General features: G+C 71.3%; 17 protein-coding genes and 1 riboswitch. Of the genes, 7 read left to right on the top strand and 10 right to left on the bottom strand.

From position 1 onward, the window contains the following. Positions 1–49: 49 nt before the first annotated feature. Positions 50–652 (bottom strand): C40 family peptidase, encoded by a 603-nt coding sequence (locus HMPREF2833_RS00190; protein WP_070636156.1) that lies wholly within the window; start codon positions 650–652, stop codon positions 50–52. 5 nt (positions 653–657) lie between these two features. Continuing rightward, positions 658–817, bottom strand: a riboswitch (cyclic di-AMP (ydaO/yuaA leader). A 338-nt stretch (positions 818–1,155) separates the two neighbouring features. Continuing rightward, entirely contained in the window at positions 1,156–1,851 is a 696-nt protein-coding gene (locus HMPREF2833_RS00185; RefSeq protein WP_070636154.1) for a metal-dependent transcriptional regulator, read from the bottom strand. A 199-nt stretch (positions 1,852–2,050) separates the two neighbouring features. Here HMPREF2833_RS00185 and serC point away from each other — a divergent pair, with 199 nt between their 5' ends. Beyond that, positions 2,051–3,172 (top strand): phosphoserine transaminase, encoded by a 1,122-nt coding sequence (gene serC, locus HMPREF2833_RS00180; RefSeq protein ID WP_070636152.1) that lies wholly within the window; start codon positions 2,051–2,053, stop codon positions 3,170–3,172. Positions 3,173–3,211: 39 nt separating this feature from the next. Here the strand turns inward: serC and HMPREF2833_RS00175 are convergent, their stop codons facing one another. From HMPREF2833_RS00175 to HMPREF2833_RS00165, 3 genes are read right to left on the bottom strand one after another with little or no spacing between them, the layout of a single operon-like run. Further along, positions 3,212–4,432, bottom strand: a complete 1,221-nt coding sequence (locus HMPREF2833_RS00175) for an MFS transporter (protein ID WP_070636150.1) — start codon at positions 4,430–4,432, stop codon at positions 3,212–3,214. A 53-nt stretch (positions 4,433–4,485) separates the two neighbouring features. Continuing rightward, positions 4,486–5,355: a DUF3027 domain-containing protein gene (locus tag HMPREF2833_RS12050; RefSeq protein WP_083310873.1), complete on the bottom strand. Its 870-nt coding sequence runs from the start codon at positions 5,353–5,355 to the stop codon at positions 4,486–4,488. Then, positions 5,348–5,731, bottom strand: a complete 384-nt coding sequence (locus tag HMPREF2833_RS00165; RefSeq protein ID WP_029603266.1) for a cold-shock protein — start codon at positions 5,729–5,731, stop codon at positions 5,348–5,350. The genes HMPREF2833_RS12050 and HMPREF2833_RS00165 overlap by 8 nt, the downstream gene beginning before the upstream one ends. Positions 5,732–5,870: 139 nt before the next feature. Between HMPREF2833_RS00165 and HMPREF2833_RS00160 the strand changes: the two genes are divergently transcribed. The 4 genes from HMPREF2833_RS00160 (at position 5,871) to HMPREF2833_RS00145 (ending at position 8,830) form a co-directional block, all read left to right on the top strand. Further along, on the top strand, positions 5,871–6,131 hold the full coding sequence (locus HMPREF2833_RS00160; RefSeq protein WP_070636148.1) for a hypothetical protein: 261 nt from the start codon (positions 5,871–5,873) through the stop codon (positions 6,129–6,131). A gap of 113 nt (positions 6,132–6,244) precedes the next feature. After that, the gene (locus HMPREF2833_RS00155) at positions 6,245–6,958 is read left to right on the top strand and encodes a response regulator transcription factor (protein WP_039100866.1); all 714 of its coding nucleotides are present in this window, start codon (positions 6,245–6,247) and stop codon (positions 6,956–6,958) included. A 4-nt stretch (positions 6,959–6,962) separates the two neighbouring features. Continuing rightward, the gene (locus HMPREF2833_RS00150; RefSeq protein WP_180956185.1) at positions 6,963–8,435 is read left to right on the top strand and encodes a sensor histidine kinase; all 1,473 of its coding nucleotides are present in this window, start codon (positions 6,963–6,965) and stop codon (positions 8,433–8,435) included. Between the two features lie 104 nt (positions 8,436–8,539). Next, positions 8,540–8,830, top strand: a complete 291-nt coding sequence (locus HMPREF2833_RS00145; protein ID WP_019310247.1) for a WXG100 family type VII secretion target — start codon at positions 8,540–8,542, stop codon at positions 8,828–8,830. Positions 8,831–8,837: 7 nt separating this feature from the next. On the opposite strand, the gene HMPREF2833_RS00140 is transcribed toward HMPREF2833_RS00145, so the two are convergent. The 4 genes from HMPREF2833_RS00140 to HMPREF2833_RS00125 all read right to left on the bottom strand — a co-directional run bounded on the left by HMPREF2833_RS00140 (position 8,838) and on the right by HMPREF2833_RS00125 (position 12,745). After that, positions 8,838–9,995: an RNase H family protein gene (locus HMPREF2833_RS00140; RefSeq protein WP_070636146.1), complete on the bottom strand. Its 1,158-nt coding sequence runs from the start codon at positions 9,993–9,995 to the stop codon at positions 8,838–8,840. A 155-nt stretch (positions 9,996–10,150) separates the two neighbouring features. Then, entirely contained in the window at positions 10,151–11,785 is a 1,635-nt protein-coding gene (groL, locus tag HMPREF2833_RS00135; RefSeq protein ID WP_012398905.1) for a chaperonin GroEL, read from the bottom strand. 263 nt (positions 11,786–12,048) lie between these two features. After that, a complete protein-coding gene (locus HMPREF2833_RS00130) occupies positions 12,049–12,363 on the bottom strand; it encodes a hypothetical protein (protein ID WP_070636144.1) in 315 nt (104 codons plus the stop codon). A gap of 157 nt (positions 12,364–12,520) precedes the next feature. Further along, positions 12,521–12,745: a DUF3263 domain-containing protein gene (locus HMPREF2833_RS00125; protein ID WP_019310251.1), complete on the bottom strand. Its 225-nt coding sequence runs from the start codon at positions 12,743–12,745 to the stop codon at positions 12,521–12,523. Positions 12,746–12,807: 62 nt separating this feature from the next. On the opposite strand from HMPREF2833_RS00125, the gene HMPREF2833_RS00120 reads away from it, so the two are divergent. Both HMPREF2833_RS00120 and HMPREF2833_RS00115 read left to right on the top strand, forming a co-directional pair. After that, entirely contained in the window at positions 12,808–13,491 is a 684-nt protein-coding gene (locus HMPREF2833_RS00120; RefSeq protein WP_083310872.1) for a uracil-DNA glycosylase, read from the top strand. 18 nt (positions 13,492–13,509) lie between these two features. Continuing rightward, positions 13,510–14,364, top strand: coding sequence for a siderophore-interacting protein (locus HMPREF2833_RS00115; protein ID WP_070636142.1), 855 nt, complete (start codon positions 13,510–13,512; stop codon positions 14,362–14,364). 15 nt (positions 14,365–14,379) lie between these two features. Here the strand turns inward: HMPREF2833_RS00115 and HMPREF2833_RS00110 are convergent, their stop codons facing one another. Next, positions 14,380–16,491 carry a threonine/serine exporter family protein gene (locus HMPREF2833_RS00110; protein WP_070636140.1) on the bottom strand — a complete coding sequence of 704 codons (2,112 nt, stop codon included), beginning with the start codon at positions 16,489–16,491 and terminating at the stop codon, positions 14,380–14,382. Positions 16,492–16,556 lie beyond the last annotated feature (65 nt).

Below are 16,556 nucleotides of genomic sequence, written 5' to 3'. Positions count from 1 at the left end.
CTCACTGGATGGGTGCCTGCGGCGCCCGAGGGCGCCGCAGGCGCACCGATCAGCGGAAGGTGTAGTAGCCGTCCAGCTGCATGGCGTTCACAGAGTGGATCTGCGTGCCCTGCGCGGGGTTGAGGGCGGAGATCATCTGGCCGTTGCCGATGTAGATGCCCACGTGCGAGCCGCCGTTCTGGGAGACCAGGTCACCGGGCTGCGGGGTGGAGGTGGGGGTGCCGGCCGCGAACTGGGCCCAGGTGGTGCGGGGAATGCTGATCCCGTTCTGGGCGTAGACCGACTGGGTGAAGCCAGAGCAGTCCCAGGCCTTGAAGCCCGTGCCGCCCCACACGTACGCGCCACCGATGCCGGCGTAGGCATCGCCCACGATGCCGCCTGCGGCGTGGTTCGACTGCGTGCTCACGCCGGAGCCGGACGCCATGGCATCCGGGGCCGGGGTGGTGTAGGAAGCGTTGTAGGCGCCCAGCGAGGTGTCGGCGCTGTAGGACGAGGTGGAGCCCAGCTCCACGATGTCGCTGGATGCCTGAGCGGGCATCGTCATGCCGGCCACGGCCGCGCCGGCCGCGATGGTGGCAACGGTGGTGTTGCGCACCACGTGGGACTGGGTCTCAGCGCGGTGGCGGGCAGAGCTCTGCTTCATGAAAGACATGTGTGTGTTCCTCCCTACGCCTGCGGGGTGAGCTGTCGGGTTCGGATGGGAGACATCCGGCCGCACGAGCCGATGGGCTGCGCTGACTTGACCCCAAGGATTCGACGGGCTGTGACGAATCCGGGAAGTGGTTCCCCCGCTTCTGCCATGCGGATGTTCTGTGTACGGGATCCCAAAGCGCATGGCAGAACTCGGCGAGCGCTCGGGAGTGCCGGATCCGACCAGTGATCGGCACGGTAACGACTGTACAGGAGAGATCACGAGAATGTCACGTTTTGATTACAACCGGTCACAGATCGGGCACTCACGGCTATCAGTCGGGCCTTTTGTTCAGGAAAAGTGAATCAACCAGGAGGAGGCCTCAGGGGCCTGTCACCGTCGGGAACACAGCCTTGACCTGCAGAGACAGTCCCGGGGATCACCGTGCGGCGCGGCATGGCACACCGGTGGCCGTGTGGTTGTCCACACATCGGAAAGATCACGGTCCCACCCGCGGGCCGGGCTCAGGAGGCGGTCGCGCTCACCCGGATCGCCCGTGCCGTGGCTCCGTCGAGGTCCAGGGAGACCCCCGATGCCACATGGGTGACCACGACTCGCTGCTCGTCACCAGGGTTGATCTCGGCGGTGACACGTGACCCAGTGAGGATGCCGGCGGAGCTGAGCGTCTCGATCAGCTCGGGGTCTGCCTGCACCACCTCGGGCAGCAGTCGCACCCCGTACTGCGCCCCGTCGGCCGCCGCTGCGGCGTCAAGGAGGGTGAGGCCGCCGAAGACCTCGGGGGCGTCCCCGCCCCGACAGGGAATGGGCGTCCCGTACGGGGAGACCTTGGGGTCACCGAGCAGGTCCACGAGCCGGTTCTCCACGCGCTCGCTCATCACGTGCTCCCAGCGGCAGGCCTCCTCGTGCACGTGCGCGAGGTCCAGTCCCACCACGTCCGCGAGCAGCCGCTCGGCCAGGCGGTGCTTGCGCATCACGGACACGGCCGTGTCACGGCCCGCGGGGGTGAGCTGCAGGGACCGGTCCGGCGCCACGGACAGCAGACCGTCGCGCTCCATGCGGGAGACCGTCTGGGACACCGTGGGCCCGGAGTGGTGCAGCCGCTCCACGATGCGGGCCCGCATGGGCGTGATGCCCTCCTCCTCGAGCTCCAGCACCGTGCGCAGATACATCTCGGTGGTGTCGATCAGGTCGCCGCTCATGGTCCGTCCTCGAATTTCTGCGCACCGCGGCGCGCGTGTCAACGGTCCCCGGTGGGGGGATGCACTCCAGCGTGGTGTGAATGATTCAGGATAATTGTAACGAGGCGGGTCACGTCCCCGCCGTCGTCGTGCGCCGCAGCACCGGCCGGGGCGAGCACAATGGAGCACACCACCGTCCCGCCCTCCAGGAGGACCCACCGTGACCGATCTGCCCGTGATCCCCCCGCACCTGCTTCCCGAGGACGGCCGGTTCGGTGCCGGCCCGTCCCGCGTGCGCCCGGAGCAGCTGGGTGCCCTCGCCCGGGCCGGAACGACGCTGCTGGGAACCTCCCACCGGCAGGCCCCCGTCAAGGACCTCGTGGCCCGGATCCAGGAGCGGCTGGCCGAGTTCCTGGGGCTGCCCGCGGGCTACGAGATCGTGCTGGGGACGGGCGGGGCCAGCGTGTTCTGGGACAGCGCCGCGTTCGGCCTGGTGCGCTCGCGCGCCGAGCACCTGGCCTTCGGCGAGTTCGGCGCCAAGTTCGCGAGCGTCACCGACCGGGCCCCGTTCCTGGAACGCTCCGTGGTGCTCGAGGCTCCCGCGGGCTCCCGCCCCGAGGGACCGCGCATTCTGCAGGACGTGGACGTCTACGCATGGCCGCAGAACGAGACCTCCACGGGCGTGGCCATGCCGGTGCGCCGTGTGGTGGCCGACGACGCCCTCACGGTCGTCGACGCGACCTCCGCCGCTGGCGGCATGGCCGTGGAGATCGCCGAGACGGACGTCTACTACTTCTCCCCGCAGAAGAACTTCGGCAGCGACGGCGGGATCTGGTTCGCCGCGTTCTCCCCCGCAGCCCTCGAGCGCGTGGAGCGCCTCTCGGCCTCCGGGCGCTGGGTCCCGGACGTGCTCTCGCTGGCCGCCGCCGTGGAGAACTCCCGCAAGCACCAGACCTACAACACACCGGCCCTCGCCGGGCTCGTGATGCTGGACGAGCAGCTCGGCTGGCTGCTCGAGCAGGGCGGCATGCCGTGGGCCGCCGCGCGGACCGCCGAGACCTCCGGGCTGGTCTACGACTGGGCCGAGGACAGCGAGCACGCGAGGCCCTTCGTCGCCGATCCCGCGCACCGCTCCCCCGTGGTGTGCACGGTGGACTTCGACGCCGCCGTGGACGCGGCCCGTGTGGCCTCCGCCCTGCGGGCCAACGGTGTGCTGGACGTGGAGCCCTACCGCAAGCTCGGACGCAACCAGTTGCGCATCGCCACCTTCGCGTCCGTTCCCCCCGAGGACGTGCGCGCGCTGCTGCGGTGCATCGACTGGGCCGTGGGCGAACTGGCCTGAGCGCGCGGCGGGCGCCGCGGCGTCGTCGTCCTGCCGCGTTCAGCCCGGCGTGGGCGCCCCGGAGCGGGCGGGGACGTGGCGCCACGCGAACCACGCCCCGACGAGCGCGCCCACGAGACCCGCGAGGACCGCGGAGCCCATGCCCCAGCGTGCTCCGAACGTGTCCGTGAGCCACCCCACCACGGGGGCGCCGATCGGGGTGCCGCCCATGAAGATCGCCATGTACAGGCTCATCACGCGTCCCCGCATGGCGGGGGCCGTGGTGCTCTGCACGTAGGCGTTGGCCGTGGTCATGATGGTCAGCGAGGACACGCCGCACGGGATCAGCCACACGGCGAACAGCCACAGCGAGGGCGCCGTGGCCGCCCCCAGGCAGGAGACCGCGAACGCCGCGCAGCCGATGAAGATGTAGCGCAGCCGCGCCCGCTCGCGGCGGGCGGAGAGCAGGGCACCGGTCACGGTGCCCAGGGCGAGCATCGAGTTCAGGAGACCGAACTCCTCCGAGCCGCGCCCGAACTCCGAACCCGCCATGGCCGCGAGGTACACCGCGAAGTTCATGCCGAAGGTGCCGATCATGAAGATCGTGGCCATGACCGCCACGATGTCCGGGCGGTGCGCCACGTAGCCGATGCCCTCCCGGATCTGGCCGCGCCCCCGGCGGGCGCGCGGGGCGGGCCGCAGCCGCCCGGCGTCGATCAGCACGATTGCCCAGATCATGGCGGCGAACGTGAGGGTGTTGAGCACGAACACCCACCCGGTGCCCACGGCCGCCACCAGCACTCCCGCCACCGCGGGGCCGATCAACCGCGCGGAGTTGAACGAGGTGGAGTTCAGGGCCACCGCATTGGACAGGTGGGTGTCCGGGACCATCTCGGAGACGAACGTCTGCCGCACGGGGGCGTCGAACGTGGCCACGACCCCCAGCGCCAGGGCGAAGACGTACACGGTGGACAGCCCCGCGAGGTCGAGCAGCAGCAGCGTGCCCAGCGCCGCGGCGAGCAGTGCCATGATCCCCTGGGTGAGCACCAGGATGCGGCGCCGGTCGTAGCGGTCCGCGAGCACCCCGGCGTACGGCGCCATGAGCAGCTGCGGGACGAACTGCAACGCCATGACCACACCCATGGCGGTGGAGTCGTGATCCGTCAGCTCGTCGAACACCAGCCAGGACTGCGCCGTGCGCTGCATCCACGTGCCGATGTTGGAGACCAGAGCCCCCGTGAACCACAGCCGGTAGTTGCGGATCCGCAGCGATCGGAACATCCCGGTGGCACCCGGTGCCGCCGGTCCCCGCTCCGCCGCGCCGGACCCGCGGCCTAGGATGACGTGCCGCCCTCGGCGGACATCGTGTCCTGCGCGGCCGGGGGATCACCGGCCGCGGACCCCTCGTGGGGCTCGCGCGCGGCGTCGTCGGGACGGTCGGTCTCCGCCTGCTCGGGGCTCGGCTGCTCCGTGCCCTCGTGCTCGGCGCCCTCCTGCTCCGCGTGCAGGGAGTTCATGCGCTCCTCCCACGGGATCCAGGCCGGCGCCAGGAGCGAGCGGGGGCCGGCCAGCAGACCGGACTCGCACACGCTCACGTGCTTGGAACGGGGAGCGCGGGACACGGTGGCGTACCAGGTCCACCCCGGGTACCCCGGGAGCGTGCAGTCGAAGAGGTGCGTGAGCAGACGGTCCTCGTGGACGGTGACGCCCACGTGCTCGCCGATGCCGCCATCCTCGTGGGCGCCCGCCACGACCGCCTCCCGGGCCAGGTCCACGGCCTCCGTGAGGACGGGATCCTGCTTGGGCGTGCGGGTGCGCGGTCCCGAGCGCCGCTTCGCCGCGCCACGGGACGGAGCCGACGACGGTTCCGCACCGCTCTCGGCGGCGGTCACCGCTGCTGCGGACCGGGATGCCGCGGGGGCCTCCCCACGGTCCTGCTGCGGCGGGTCCTGCTCCGTCGAGGCCTCATCCACCGAGAGCTGCCCGGCGGGACTCCGTCCACCCGGGGTCTGGTCGGCAGAGCCCTGCTCGGTGGGGTTCTGGGCAGCGGTGGTCTGCTCCTGCTGGGCCTGCTCGTCCGTGGTCTGCCCGGTGGCCGTCTGCTCGTCCGGGGTCTGCATGTCCGGGATCTGCTCGGCCGGAGCCGGGGGGCCGGCAGCATCCGCGCGGGCGGTGTCCGTGGTCCGTGCTGTGCGCTCAGACATCGAGCTCATCCGCCACGGTGCGCAGGATGGCCGCGATCTTGTGCCCGTGGGAGCGGTCCGGGTAGCGCCCGCGGCGCAGCCCGTTGGACATCCCGTCCAGGAGGCGGATCAGGTCCTCGGTGAGCACCGCCATTTCCTCCGGCGGCTTGCGGGTGTTGCGGGTGACCGACGGCGGTGCGCTGAGCACGGTGGCGGACAGCGCCTGCGCCCCCCGCTTGCCGTCCGCGATCCCGAAGTCCATGCGGGTGCCGGGCTTCACCGTGGTCACCCCCTGGGGCAGTGCCGACGCGTGGAGGAACACCTCCTGGCCGTCGTCGGTGGCCAGGAAACCGAAACCCTTGTCTGCGTCGAACCACTTGACCTTGCCCGTGGGCACGCGGATCACCTCAGTCTCTCGTCTTCTCGTTGCGGCCACCGCTGCGCGGCGCCTTGCGAACACCACAGTTTATCCCCCGCGAGCTCGACCGCGGCCCCGTTCAACCCAGCGCGTAACCCCGGCTTGCTACCTTGTGGGCATGCCTGAATCCACCGCACCCACCACCGCCGCCGCCGCCGACCACCGCACCGGGGGAGGTCTGCCGGTGCTGCTCGTGGTGGCCCTCGTGCTGGCTGGCGTGAGCGCCCTCTGCCTGATTGCGGTGCTCGTGGCCTCTGCCGCGGGGACGGTGCTGTGGCCCGGGTTCACCTTCATCCCGTCGATCCTCTTCCCCCTGGCGTTCCTGCTGCTGTGCGTGGAGCTCGTGCGGGGCGGTGCACGACGCCGCTCGCACCGCTGAGAGCGCCGCTCGCCGTCGTCCCGGAGCCCCCGTGCCCCCGCCTGCTCACCCCTCCCAGTTTTCCGCGGGCTGCATGACAGCTTCCATCCAGGAAATTCGGAGACACTGAGCGCATGAACACGAAAACCACAGAAGCGAAACTGCTCGTCGTGGACGACGAGCCGAACATCCTCGAGCTGCTCGCCACCTCCCTGCGGTTCGCCGGTTTCGAGGTCGTCACCGCCGCCAATGGCCGCGACGCCCTGCTCAAGGCCGAGGCCGAGGACCCGGACCTCGCCGTGCTGGACGTCATGCTCCCGGACATCGACGGCTTCTCCGTGACCCGCAAGCTGCGCGCGGCCGGGCGGCACTTCCCCATCCTCTTCCTCACGGCCAAGGACGACACCGACGACAAGGTGGCCGGGCTGACCGTGGGCGGCGACGACTACGTCACCAAGCCCTTCAGCCTCGACGAGGTCGTGGCCCGCATCCGCGCCGTGCTGCGCCGGACCCAGCCCCTCGAGGAGGAGGACTCCCGTCTCAAGGTGGACGACCTCGTCCTGGACGACGACGCCCACGAGGTCTTCCGCGACGGGCGCGAGATCGACCTGTCCCCCACGGAGTTCAAGCTGCTGCGCTACCTCATGCTCAACCCCAACCGGGTGCTGTCCAAGGCCCAGATCCTGGACCACGTGTGGGAGTACGACTTCAACGGGGACGCCTCCATCGTGGAGTCCTACATCTCCTACCTGCGCCGCAAGATTGACAACGATCCCGACCAGCCCTCCCTGATCCACACCAAGCGCGGCGTGGGCTACCTGCTGCGCTCCGCGGACAAGCGCCACTGATCCCTTGAACGTGCTCGCCCGGCGGTTCCGCTCCGCGTCCCTGCGCTCGCAGCTCATGGCCCTCACGGGCGTGCTGCTCGCGGTCAGCATCATGGTGACCACGCTGGTGGCGGTCTCGGTGCTGCGGGACTCGCTCGTGACGAGCCTGGACCAGGAGCTGCGGCAGTCCGTTCCCGCGGTGGCGACCGCTCTCACGGGCACCCTCGAGGGTGACGTGAGCTCGCCGGTGCCCACCAACGGGTACCTCCTGGACGCCGAGGGCAACGTGATCGCCACGGCACACGGCGGCGCCCCCACGGCCGAGGACCCGCCGGATCCAGATCTGAGCAGGATGACCCTCGACTACGTGGTGGCCCACGACGGTCAGGCGGAGACCGTGGGGTCCGTGGGCTCGGACGAGGACACGTGGCGGGTGCTGCCCGCCAAGCTCACGATGTTCGACATGTCCGTGGTGGTGGCCGAGCCGATGGCCCGCACGAACGCGATCATCTCGGGCGTGGGCCTGCTGACCTTCAGCTTCGGACTGGCCACCCTGATCGCGGCCATGACCGTGGGGTGGGTCATGGTCACCCGCGCCTTCCAGCCGCTGCGACAGGTGGAGGCCACTGCCACGCGGATCGCGGACGGCGACCTCTCCCAGCGCATGGAGGGGTACAACCCGCACACCGAGATCGGTCAGCTCTCCGCATCCCTCAACGCGATGCTCGGCCACATCGAGGACGCCTTCGACGCGCGCACCCGGTCCGAGACCAAGCTGCGGCGGTTCGTGGCCGACGCCTCCCACGAGCTGCGCACCCCCCTGGTGTCCATCCGGGGGTACTCCGAGCTCTACCGCCACGGGGCGCTGCAGACGCCCGAGGACGTGGGCAAGGCCATGGACCGGATCGAGTCGGAGTCCAAGCGCATGACGCAGCTCGTGGAGGACCTCCTGACCCTGGCCCGCCTGGACGAGCGCCGGGTGTCCACCATGGGCGCGGTGGACCTGCTGCACCTGGCGTACGACGCCGCCTCGGACGCCCACGCGACCGCTCCCGACCGCACCGTGACGGTGGTGGGCCTGCAGGACTCCTCCCCGGAGGCCGCCTGGGTCCACGGGGACGAGTCCAAGCTGCGCCAGGTGGTGGCCAATCTGCTGACCAACGCCCTGCGCTACACACCGGCGGGCTCGCCGCTGGAGCTCGCCGTGGGTCTCGAACCCGCCGTGGACGGCCGGTCCACCTCAGTGCTGCAGGTGCGCGACCACGGGCCGGGCATCCACGGCACCGACGCCGAGCGGGTCTTCGAACGGTTCTACCGGGCGGACTCCTCCCGGACCCGTGAGACCGGGGGCACCGGGCTGGGGCTGTCCATCGTGGCCGCGATCATCGAGCAGCACGACGGCACGGTCCGCCTGGAGCAGACGGACGGCGGAGGAGCCACGTTCACCGTGCGGATCCCGCACACGGAACCTGTGGACAGCCGGGGATCGGACTCCTAGGTCCACCGTCTCCTCGGTCTCGCGTCCCCGCGGACCTCCCCCTCGTAGCGTGACCCGTACCGGCACCCGCCGGTCACCGGCACCTTTTTCCGAGGAGGAACATCATGGCTCACTTCGTGGTGGACAGCGACACCATTGCCGCCAAGTCCCAGCAGGCACACGGGCACATCGAACGGCTCAGCGCGGAGGTCAACGGCATGACCGCCACGCTCACGGATCTGCAGGGCACCTGGACGGGCACCGCCTCCGCGAGCTTCCAGGAGGCCCTGAGCTCGTGGCGCTCGGCGCAGGCCCAGATGGAGCAGGCCGTCGCGCAGATCAACCAGGCCCTCGCGACCGCCGGAACGCAGTACGCGGAGACGGAAGCCGCCAACGCCCGGATGTTCTCCTCGTGAGTCCGGCTCAGTCCTCTGCCGTGACCTGGTGGAAGCGCAGCAGCCAGGGGCCCATGTCGTTGTGCTGGTCCTCGCGCACCCACACGGAGCTGCGACGGGTCACGTGCGAGGGCTCCTCGAGCCGGTAGCTCACGTGGTAGGCATCCGCAGCGAGGGCGGTCACCCGCACCTCACCAGGGGTGCCCTCCGCCACGGCCCGCAACGGGAACTGCGCCACCGTCACCACGGCACCGCCCGCGTCGATGCACTGCAGGTCGGGGTGCAGCGGTGCGGTGGCCTGCTCCGCAGCGTGGGGTGACGCCGCCGCACGGGGTGAGGCCCCGGCGGTCTCGTGCGCCGCCCCGGGCGGGGTGCACACCGCCGCCCGCTCCCGTTGCACGGCATCCACCACGTACTGCTCCGACCACCCGTCGGGTCCATCCCCGGCGGACTCCTGGGTCCCGCTCGGCGGCGGCACGGCCTCCAGCTCGGAGAAGAGATCCGGCTGGCTGACCATGCCGTCCCCCGGTGCCGCAGACGGTCGTCCGGCACGTGCGCCGCCACCGGCGGCAGCGTGCCCCGTGGCCGCGGGGCGGGACGTACCACCCTCGGCGGAGGGCGGGGCCGTCGCAGCGCTGGACGCGGGTGCGGCGGCGTCGGTGGCGGAGGGCTCTGCCCCGGACGCGTGACGGGAGACGGGGGTGACGTCCTCGTCCCGGAAGCCCGGACCCACCGGCATGTCCTCGGGGGCGGTGCGCACCTGGTACGCCGTGGCCATCGCCCGGGCACGCACGTCAGCGGCCTCGTTGAGCTCGTGACCGGCGTGGCCCTTGACCCACTCGAAAGTGACCGAGCGGCCGGACAGTTCCCGGTCCAGGGCCTTCATGATGTCCACGTTCAGCACGGGCTTGCCGTCCCGCTTCTTCCAGCCCTTCTTCTTCCAGCCCGGCATCCACTTGGTGATCGAGTTGATCACGTACTGGCTGTCGCAGTAGACCGTGAGCGGTTCGTCCCGCCGGTGGCGCGTGCACTCGAGCAGGTCCAGCACGGCGGTGAGCTCGCCCATGTTGTTGGTGCCGTGCGCCCAGCCGCCCGCACGCCACGACGTGGGGTCGATGTACCAGGCCCAGCCGGCCGGCCCCGGGTTGCCGAGCGCTGAACCGTCCGCGGAAGCAATGATCGTCATGCGCCCATCCTCCCAAAGCGTCCCGACACGCGGAACGCCACGGCGCCTTCCCGCCCCGCCCGGACATGGAAGGACCCCGGACACGACGTGCGCGTCCGGGGTCCTTCACGGGTCTCACCCGCAGAACGGGTGGGAGTCCACTCGGTGGAGTGGAATCACATCATGCCGCCCATGCCGCCCATGGGATCGGCACCCGCGCCCGCACCGGCGGCCTCGGGCTCCGGCTTGTCCGCCACCACGGCCTCCGTGGTGAGGAACAGCCCGGCGATGGACGCCGCGTTCTGCAGAGCGGAACGGGTCACCTTGACGGGGTCGTTGATGCCCGCGGCCATGAGGTCCTCGTACTCGCCGGTGGCGGCGTTGAGGCCCCAGCCGGTCTCGAGCCCGCGCACCTTGTCGACCACCACGCCGGGCTCCATGCCGGCGTTGAGGGCGATCTGCTTGAGCGGGGCGTCGATGGCGACCTTGACGATGTTCGCACCCGTGGCCTCGTCACCCGAGAGGTTCAGGGAGTCGAACACCTTGGCACCGGCCTGGATGAGGGCCACGCCACCGCCGGCGACGATGCCCTCCTCCACGGCCGCCTTGGCGTTGCGCACGGCGTCCTCGATGCGGTGCTTGCGCTCCTTGAGCTCCACCTCGGTGGCCGCACCGGCCTTGAGGACTGCCACGCCGCCGGCCAGCTTGGCCAGGCGCTCCTGCAGCTTCTCGCGGTCGTAGTCGGAGTCGGAGTTGTTGATCTCCGCGCGGATCTGCGCCACGCGGCCCTCGATCTCCTCCTGGGTGCCGGCGCCGTCCACGATGGTGGTCTCGTCCTTGGTGACGACGACCTTGCGGGCCTGGCCCAGCAGGTCGATCGTGGCGGACTCCAGCGACAGCCCAACCTCTTCGGTGATGACCTGGCCGCCGGTGAGGATCGCGATGTCCGCGAGCTGCGCCTTGCGGCGGTCGCCGAAGCCGGGAGCCTTGACGGCCACGGACTTCACGGCGCCGCGCATCTTGTTCAGCACCAGCATGGCCAGGGCCTCGCCGTCCACGTCCTCGGCGATGATCAGCAGCGGCTTGCCGGCCTGCATGACCTTCTCCAGCACGGGAACCAGGTCCTTCACGGCGGAGATCTTGGAGTTCACGATGAGGATGTAGGGATCCTCCAGGACGGCCTCCTGGCGGTCCGCGTCCGTGACGAAGTAGCCGGAGAGGTAGCCCTTGTCGAAGCGCATGCCCTCGGTCAGCTCGAGGTCCAGCCCGAAGGTGTTGGACTCCTCGACGGTGATGACGCCTTCCTTGCCGACCTTCTCCATGGCCTCGGCGATCAGCTTGCCGATCTCGGGGTCAGCGGCGGAGATGGACGCGGTGGCGGCGATCTCCTCCTCGGTCTCGATCTCCTTGGCGGAGGACAGCAGCTGCTCGGTCACGGAGGCAACGGCCTTCTCGATGCCGCGCTTGAGGGACAGCGGGTCCGCACCGGCGGCCACGTTGCGCAGGCCTTCCTTCACGAGGGCCTGGGCCAGCACGGTGGCCGTGGTGGTGCCGTCACCGGCGACGTCGTCGGTCTTCTTGGCGACCTCCTTGACGAGCTCGGCGCCGATCTTCTCGTACGGCTCCTCGAGCTCGATCTCCTTGGCGATGGAGACACCGTCGTTGGTGATGGTGGGGGCGCCCCAGGACTTCTCCAGGACCACGTTGCGGCCGCGGGGGCCGAGCGTGACCTTGACGGCGTCCGCGAGGGTGTTGAGACCCTTCTCGAGGCCGCGGCGTGCTTCTTCGTCGAATGCGATCATCTTTGCCATGTGATTCGTCCCTCCTGGACGGTCGACAAACGAGACTGGTCACGATGCCCGCGACGGACGGCGCTCGCACCGCGGTCCTCACCGCGCCGCGACCACCTCACCGTGATGTGGTGTCCACTCGTGCGCCGGGGCGCTGCCACCGGACCCGGTTAGCAGTCCACCCGACTGAGTGCTAATCCCATAGTGGCACTGCCGCGCGCGGAACCGCAAACGCCCTGCGCGTGGTGGGCTCAGGTTTCATTCCCGGCTGAACGCCGGACGGCTCAGACGCGCTCGACGCCGCCCGGGGCCGGTGCGCGCGGGCCCGCCGCGGCGGCGTCGGCGAGCACGGGCGAAGCGGTGGTCACGGCGGCCGGGGACACCGCAGCGCTCCCGAGGGACTGCGCCTCCTGAGCGGTGCGTGGCGCGTTGACGAAGCACACGGCGCCGAGCACGAGGGCGAGCACACCCGAGACGAGGACCGTGCGGAACTGTCGCGTGGAGCCCTCGCGGGCGCGGGGGTTGTGGCCGCGGTGCGCGCCCTGGCGGGCGCCGTCCTCGGGAACGTCGTCGAACTCGTCGCGGGGGTGTTCGCTCATGGTCTCGCTCTCCTGGGCCCGGCTCGCGCACCGTGCGGTGCTCCGGGCGCAACGCTGTCAGTGGCCACTATCGCACGGCCGGCCGGGTGCCCGCTCGGAGGTCTGCCCGCGTCCGGGAACACGCGCCCGGGAACACGCGCCCGGTGTCCACGAGCGGTCAGCGCGAGCGCGCCCGGCGCAGCCTGGAGATGAGCATCGGCGCGTGGCGCGCGGCGGCCTCGGAGGAGATCAGGGCGTTCAGACGCTGGTAGTAGTTCACCGGGCTCAGTCCCAACCGCGAGCGGATCGCGGACTCCTTGGCGCCGCGGTACTTCCAGTGCTCGGACTCGAGCTCCAGGACGGCCCGGTCCAGCTCGTCGAGCTCCTCCCCCGTGGTAGACATGGCGTCAACCCTAGCGCGCGGGGACTGCGCCGCGCGTACCGCACCGCACCAGGAGGCCACTCGTGAGCACCCCGCGCCCGCTGTCCGAGATCATGCACCCGGAGTGGGCCGCCGCACTCCAGCCCGTGGAGCCCCGGATCCGGGAGATGGGCGAGTTCCTGCGGGCCGAGCACGCCGCGGGGCGGCACACCCTGCCGGCCGGGGAGAACATCTTCCGCGCGTTCCGGGAGCCGCTGTCCGCGGTGAAGGTGCTGATCGTGGGCCAGGACCCCTACCCCACGCCCGGCCACGCGATGGGGCTCTCGTTCTCGGTGGCGCCGGATGTCCGCCCGGTCCCCCGGTCCCTGCAGAACATCTACAAGGAGCTGAAGTCCGACCTGGGCATCGAGGCGCCCCCTCACGGGGACCTCTCCTCGTGGGCGGGTCAGGGAGTCATGCTGCTCAACAGGGTGCTCACGGTGCAGGCGGGCTCGGCGGCGTCGCACCGGGGCAAGGGCTGGGAGGCGGTCACCGAGTGCGCCGTCCGTGCGCTGGGCGCGCGCGAGCAGCCCCTCGTTGCCGTCCTGTGGGGCCGGGACGCCCGCACCACCAAGGACTGGCTGGGCGGGGCACCCACGGTGGAGTCGGCGCACCCCTCACCGCTGTCCGCGTCCCGAGGGTTCTTCGGCTCCCGCCCCTTCTCGCGCGTCAACGACCTGTTGCGGGAGCAGGGGGCGGAGCCCGTCTCGTGGGAGCTGCCGGGTTAGGTCCCCTACGCTGGGGCCATGCCACGGATTCCAGCGCCCGCGGACCGCAAGCCCCAGATCAACCTCAGCGTGCTCGAGCGCATCCGTCTCGCGCCCGCCATGGCGCGTGTGGTGTGCCGCATCGACAACCCCGAGGACTTCCGGGACGTCGCACCGCCCGAGAAGTACGTCAAGCTGCTCTTCTTCTCCCCGCAGACGCTCGCGGCCACCGCTCCCGGTGAGCTGCCGGACTACTGGGCGGTCCGGGAGAGCGCGCCACCCCACGAGCAGCCGGTGTCCCGCCACATGACCCTGCGCCGGGTGGACCTGTCCACGGCCACACTGTGGATCGACGTGGCCCTGCACGGCGGCGAGGGCCACGCCGGCCCGTGGGCCGCCTCCGCCCGGCCCGGTGACCGGATCGTGGCCCTGGGCCCCGGCGGGAAGTGGGTTCCGGACCCCGCCGCCTCGTGGAGCATCTTCGCGGGGGACGACGCCGCCGTTCCCTCGGTGCTCGCGAACCTCGAGGCCCTGCCGGGCACCGCGCGCGGTGAGGCGGTCCTCGAGGTCCAGGACGCCTCCCACGAGCTCGACCTCTCGGACACGGCCGTTCCCGAGGGCGTGCGGGTGCGGTGGGTGCACCGGGCGGACGAGCGCCCGGGTGAGCGGGCGCTCGTCGTCGGCCTGTCGGAGGCCGCGTGGTCCGAGGACCTCACGGGCGTGCAGGCGTTCGTGCACGGCGAGCGCGAGGCCATGAAGGCCGCCCGTCGGGAGCTGTTCGACGTCCGGGGACTCGACCGCTCACAGGTGTCGCTGTCCGGCTACTGGGCGCGGGGGCGCACCGAGGACGTGTTCCAGGCGGAGAAGAAGCTGCCCGTGGGCAAGATCCTATGAGGTCCGCACGCAGCGTCAGCGGCGGCGGTTGCGCCGCTGCGAGAGGTGCTGCATCTGCTCGATGAACGGGCGCATGAGGTACTTGGCCAGCACCACGCCGGCGGCCAGCAGCACGATCGAGGCCATGGCGTTGACCAGCTCGTTGATGCCCTGGCCCGGCGCCTCGGTCTGCACCGTCATGGCGTACATCCCGCGGAACAGGGTGAGCCCCGGCAGCAGGAACGTCATGGCCGGGATCGCGAGCACGGCCTGGGGAATCTTGGAGCGGGCGGCCAGCAGGGCGGCCACGCACCCGCTGGCCACCGCCCCCACGCCCGTGGCGATCCGGCTGCCGGCGTCCACGAGTCCCACGCCGTGGTACAGCAGCAGCCCCGCGAGGGCCGCGGCCACGGCCGGGGGGATGTGCCGCGGTTTGACCTGCATGGACACCGCGATCAGGGCGGTGGAGACGAGCATGAACGCGATGTTCGTCAGCTTGCCCGTGGGGGTGAAGCTCGACTGGGAGATGTCGATGGGAGGCACCCCGAGCACGTTCACGGTCAGGGACACCCCCAGGGCAATGCCCGCGACGATGCCGAGAAAGGCCATGGCTGTGGAGAGCAGCCGCCCCGCCGCGGTCACCGGGAAGCCGTTGATGGCGTCCTGCATGGTGGAGACCATGCGCGTGGTGGGCAGCAGCATGATCAGACCGCCCGCGATCACCGTGGGCGGCGACAGCGGCACACCGAGGGCGGAGACCACGATGGCCACGAGCGTGACCACGAAGGCGTTGGCGGCGAGTGTGAAGAACTCAGGGATCCGCCACGCGCTGAGCTTGGCGGTGACCATCTGCACCACGGCGGCCGAGGCCACGGCCACCGACGCCCCCACCCAGGACGCCCCAAGGGCCAGCGCCAGGGTTCCGGCCACCAGCACGGTCGCGGCCGTGACCATCCAGCGGGCGTAGGGCTTGGGGCGCGCATTGATCTCCGCGAGCTCCCGCTCCGCCCTGCGCAGCGGCATCTCGCCCTCGATGATGCGGATCACGAGCTGGTGGGTGTCCGCCAGGCCCGAGTAGTTGTCCGTCCACGAGCGCACCACGCGCATCACGGTGTGGCTGGAGGTCGCGGAGTCCCCCCAGGGGTCCTCCCCCGTCCGGGTGGTCCCCGAGCCGCGGATCTCCCCGGTGGTGCCGGGGGTGCCCGCGAACGAGGACGCGTTCTCCCCGGCCTCCCTCTCGGCCACCGTGGCGGCCGGGGTGAGCCCCGCGGCCGCGAGCTGGCCCGTGGCGGTGGTTTCGGCCACGTAGTTGATGGTCACGGACTGGTTGGTGATGTCCACCTCGAGGTTCTCCACCCCGTAGGTGGCGCACACCGCGATGATGGCGTTCTCCACGTCCAGGGCGTCCGCCCCGTAGTGGAACATGGTCTCCGCGAGGCGCAGGGCGAAGTTCAGGGTCCGCCGGGCCTGCCGGTCGGAGCCGTCGCCGAACTTGCGCAGGTGACGGAACGGCGTGGAGGTGAGACGGTCCACCACGCGCATGGGGGCCGTGGGGGCGGCGTCGCCCTGCACGAGGGAGCGAAACAGGGACCGGGGGGCCTTCGGGGGGTCCACCCGGGCGGCCGGGTACACGGCCCGGGGGATCGCGGTGGTGGCCGGGGCGATCTCGTGCTCGACCGTCTCCGGGCGCTCCACGGGCGAGGCCGCCGGGGTGCTGCTGCGTCGGGACGTGGTGCCGATCGGCTCGGTGAGCGCGGCGGGGACCCCGCCGCGGTGTCCCTGCCCCGCGCGGTCCGCGGCGATCTGTCCGGGGGTGAGCACGGGCAGGGCGGAGACCCGGGTGGATCCGGCGGTGGCCGACTGACCCGTCCGCAGGGTTCGCGGCCCGGCGGTGCGGGGGGCCGCGGCGTGCGGGTCCGTGTGCGGGTGCGCGGCGGCGCGCGCACGGGCCTGGGCCGCCTGTTCCTCCGTGGGGCGCGTCATGGGACGCGCACGACGGCGCGGAGCGGTGGAACGCACGGCCTCCCGCAGCGCCGTGTCACCGCCCGGGCCGAAGGGCTGGTCGTCGGCCGAGGGGCGGGCCGTGGCCTCCCCCGAGGACGGGTACCCCTGGTGCGCCAGGTGCCTCAACTGCTCGTTCACGCTCACGTCGGATGACCCTTCCCTGCCGCCGCGGGCACTGCTCAGATCTGGTGTGGTGGCTGGTGCGGGCC

Source organism: Kocuria sp. HMSC066H03 (assembly GCF_001812045.1).
Lineage (GTDB): Bacteria > Actinomycetota > Actinomycetes > Actinomycetales > Micrococcaceae > Kocuria > Kocuria rhizophila.
This window is presented reverse-complemented; position numbering and strand designations above follow the sequence as displayed.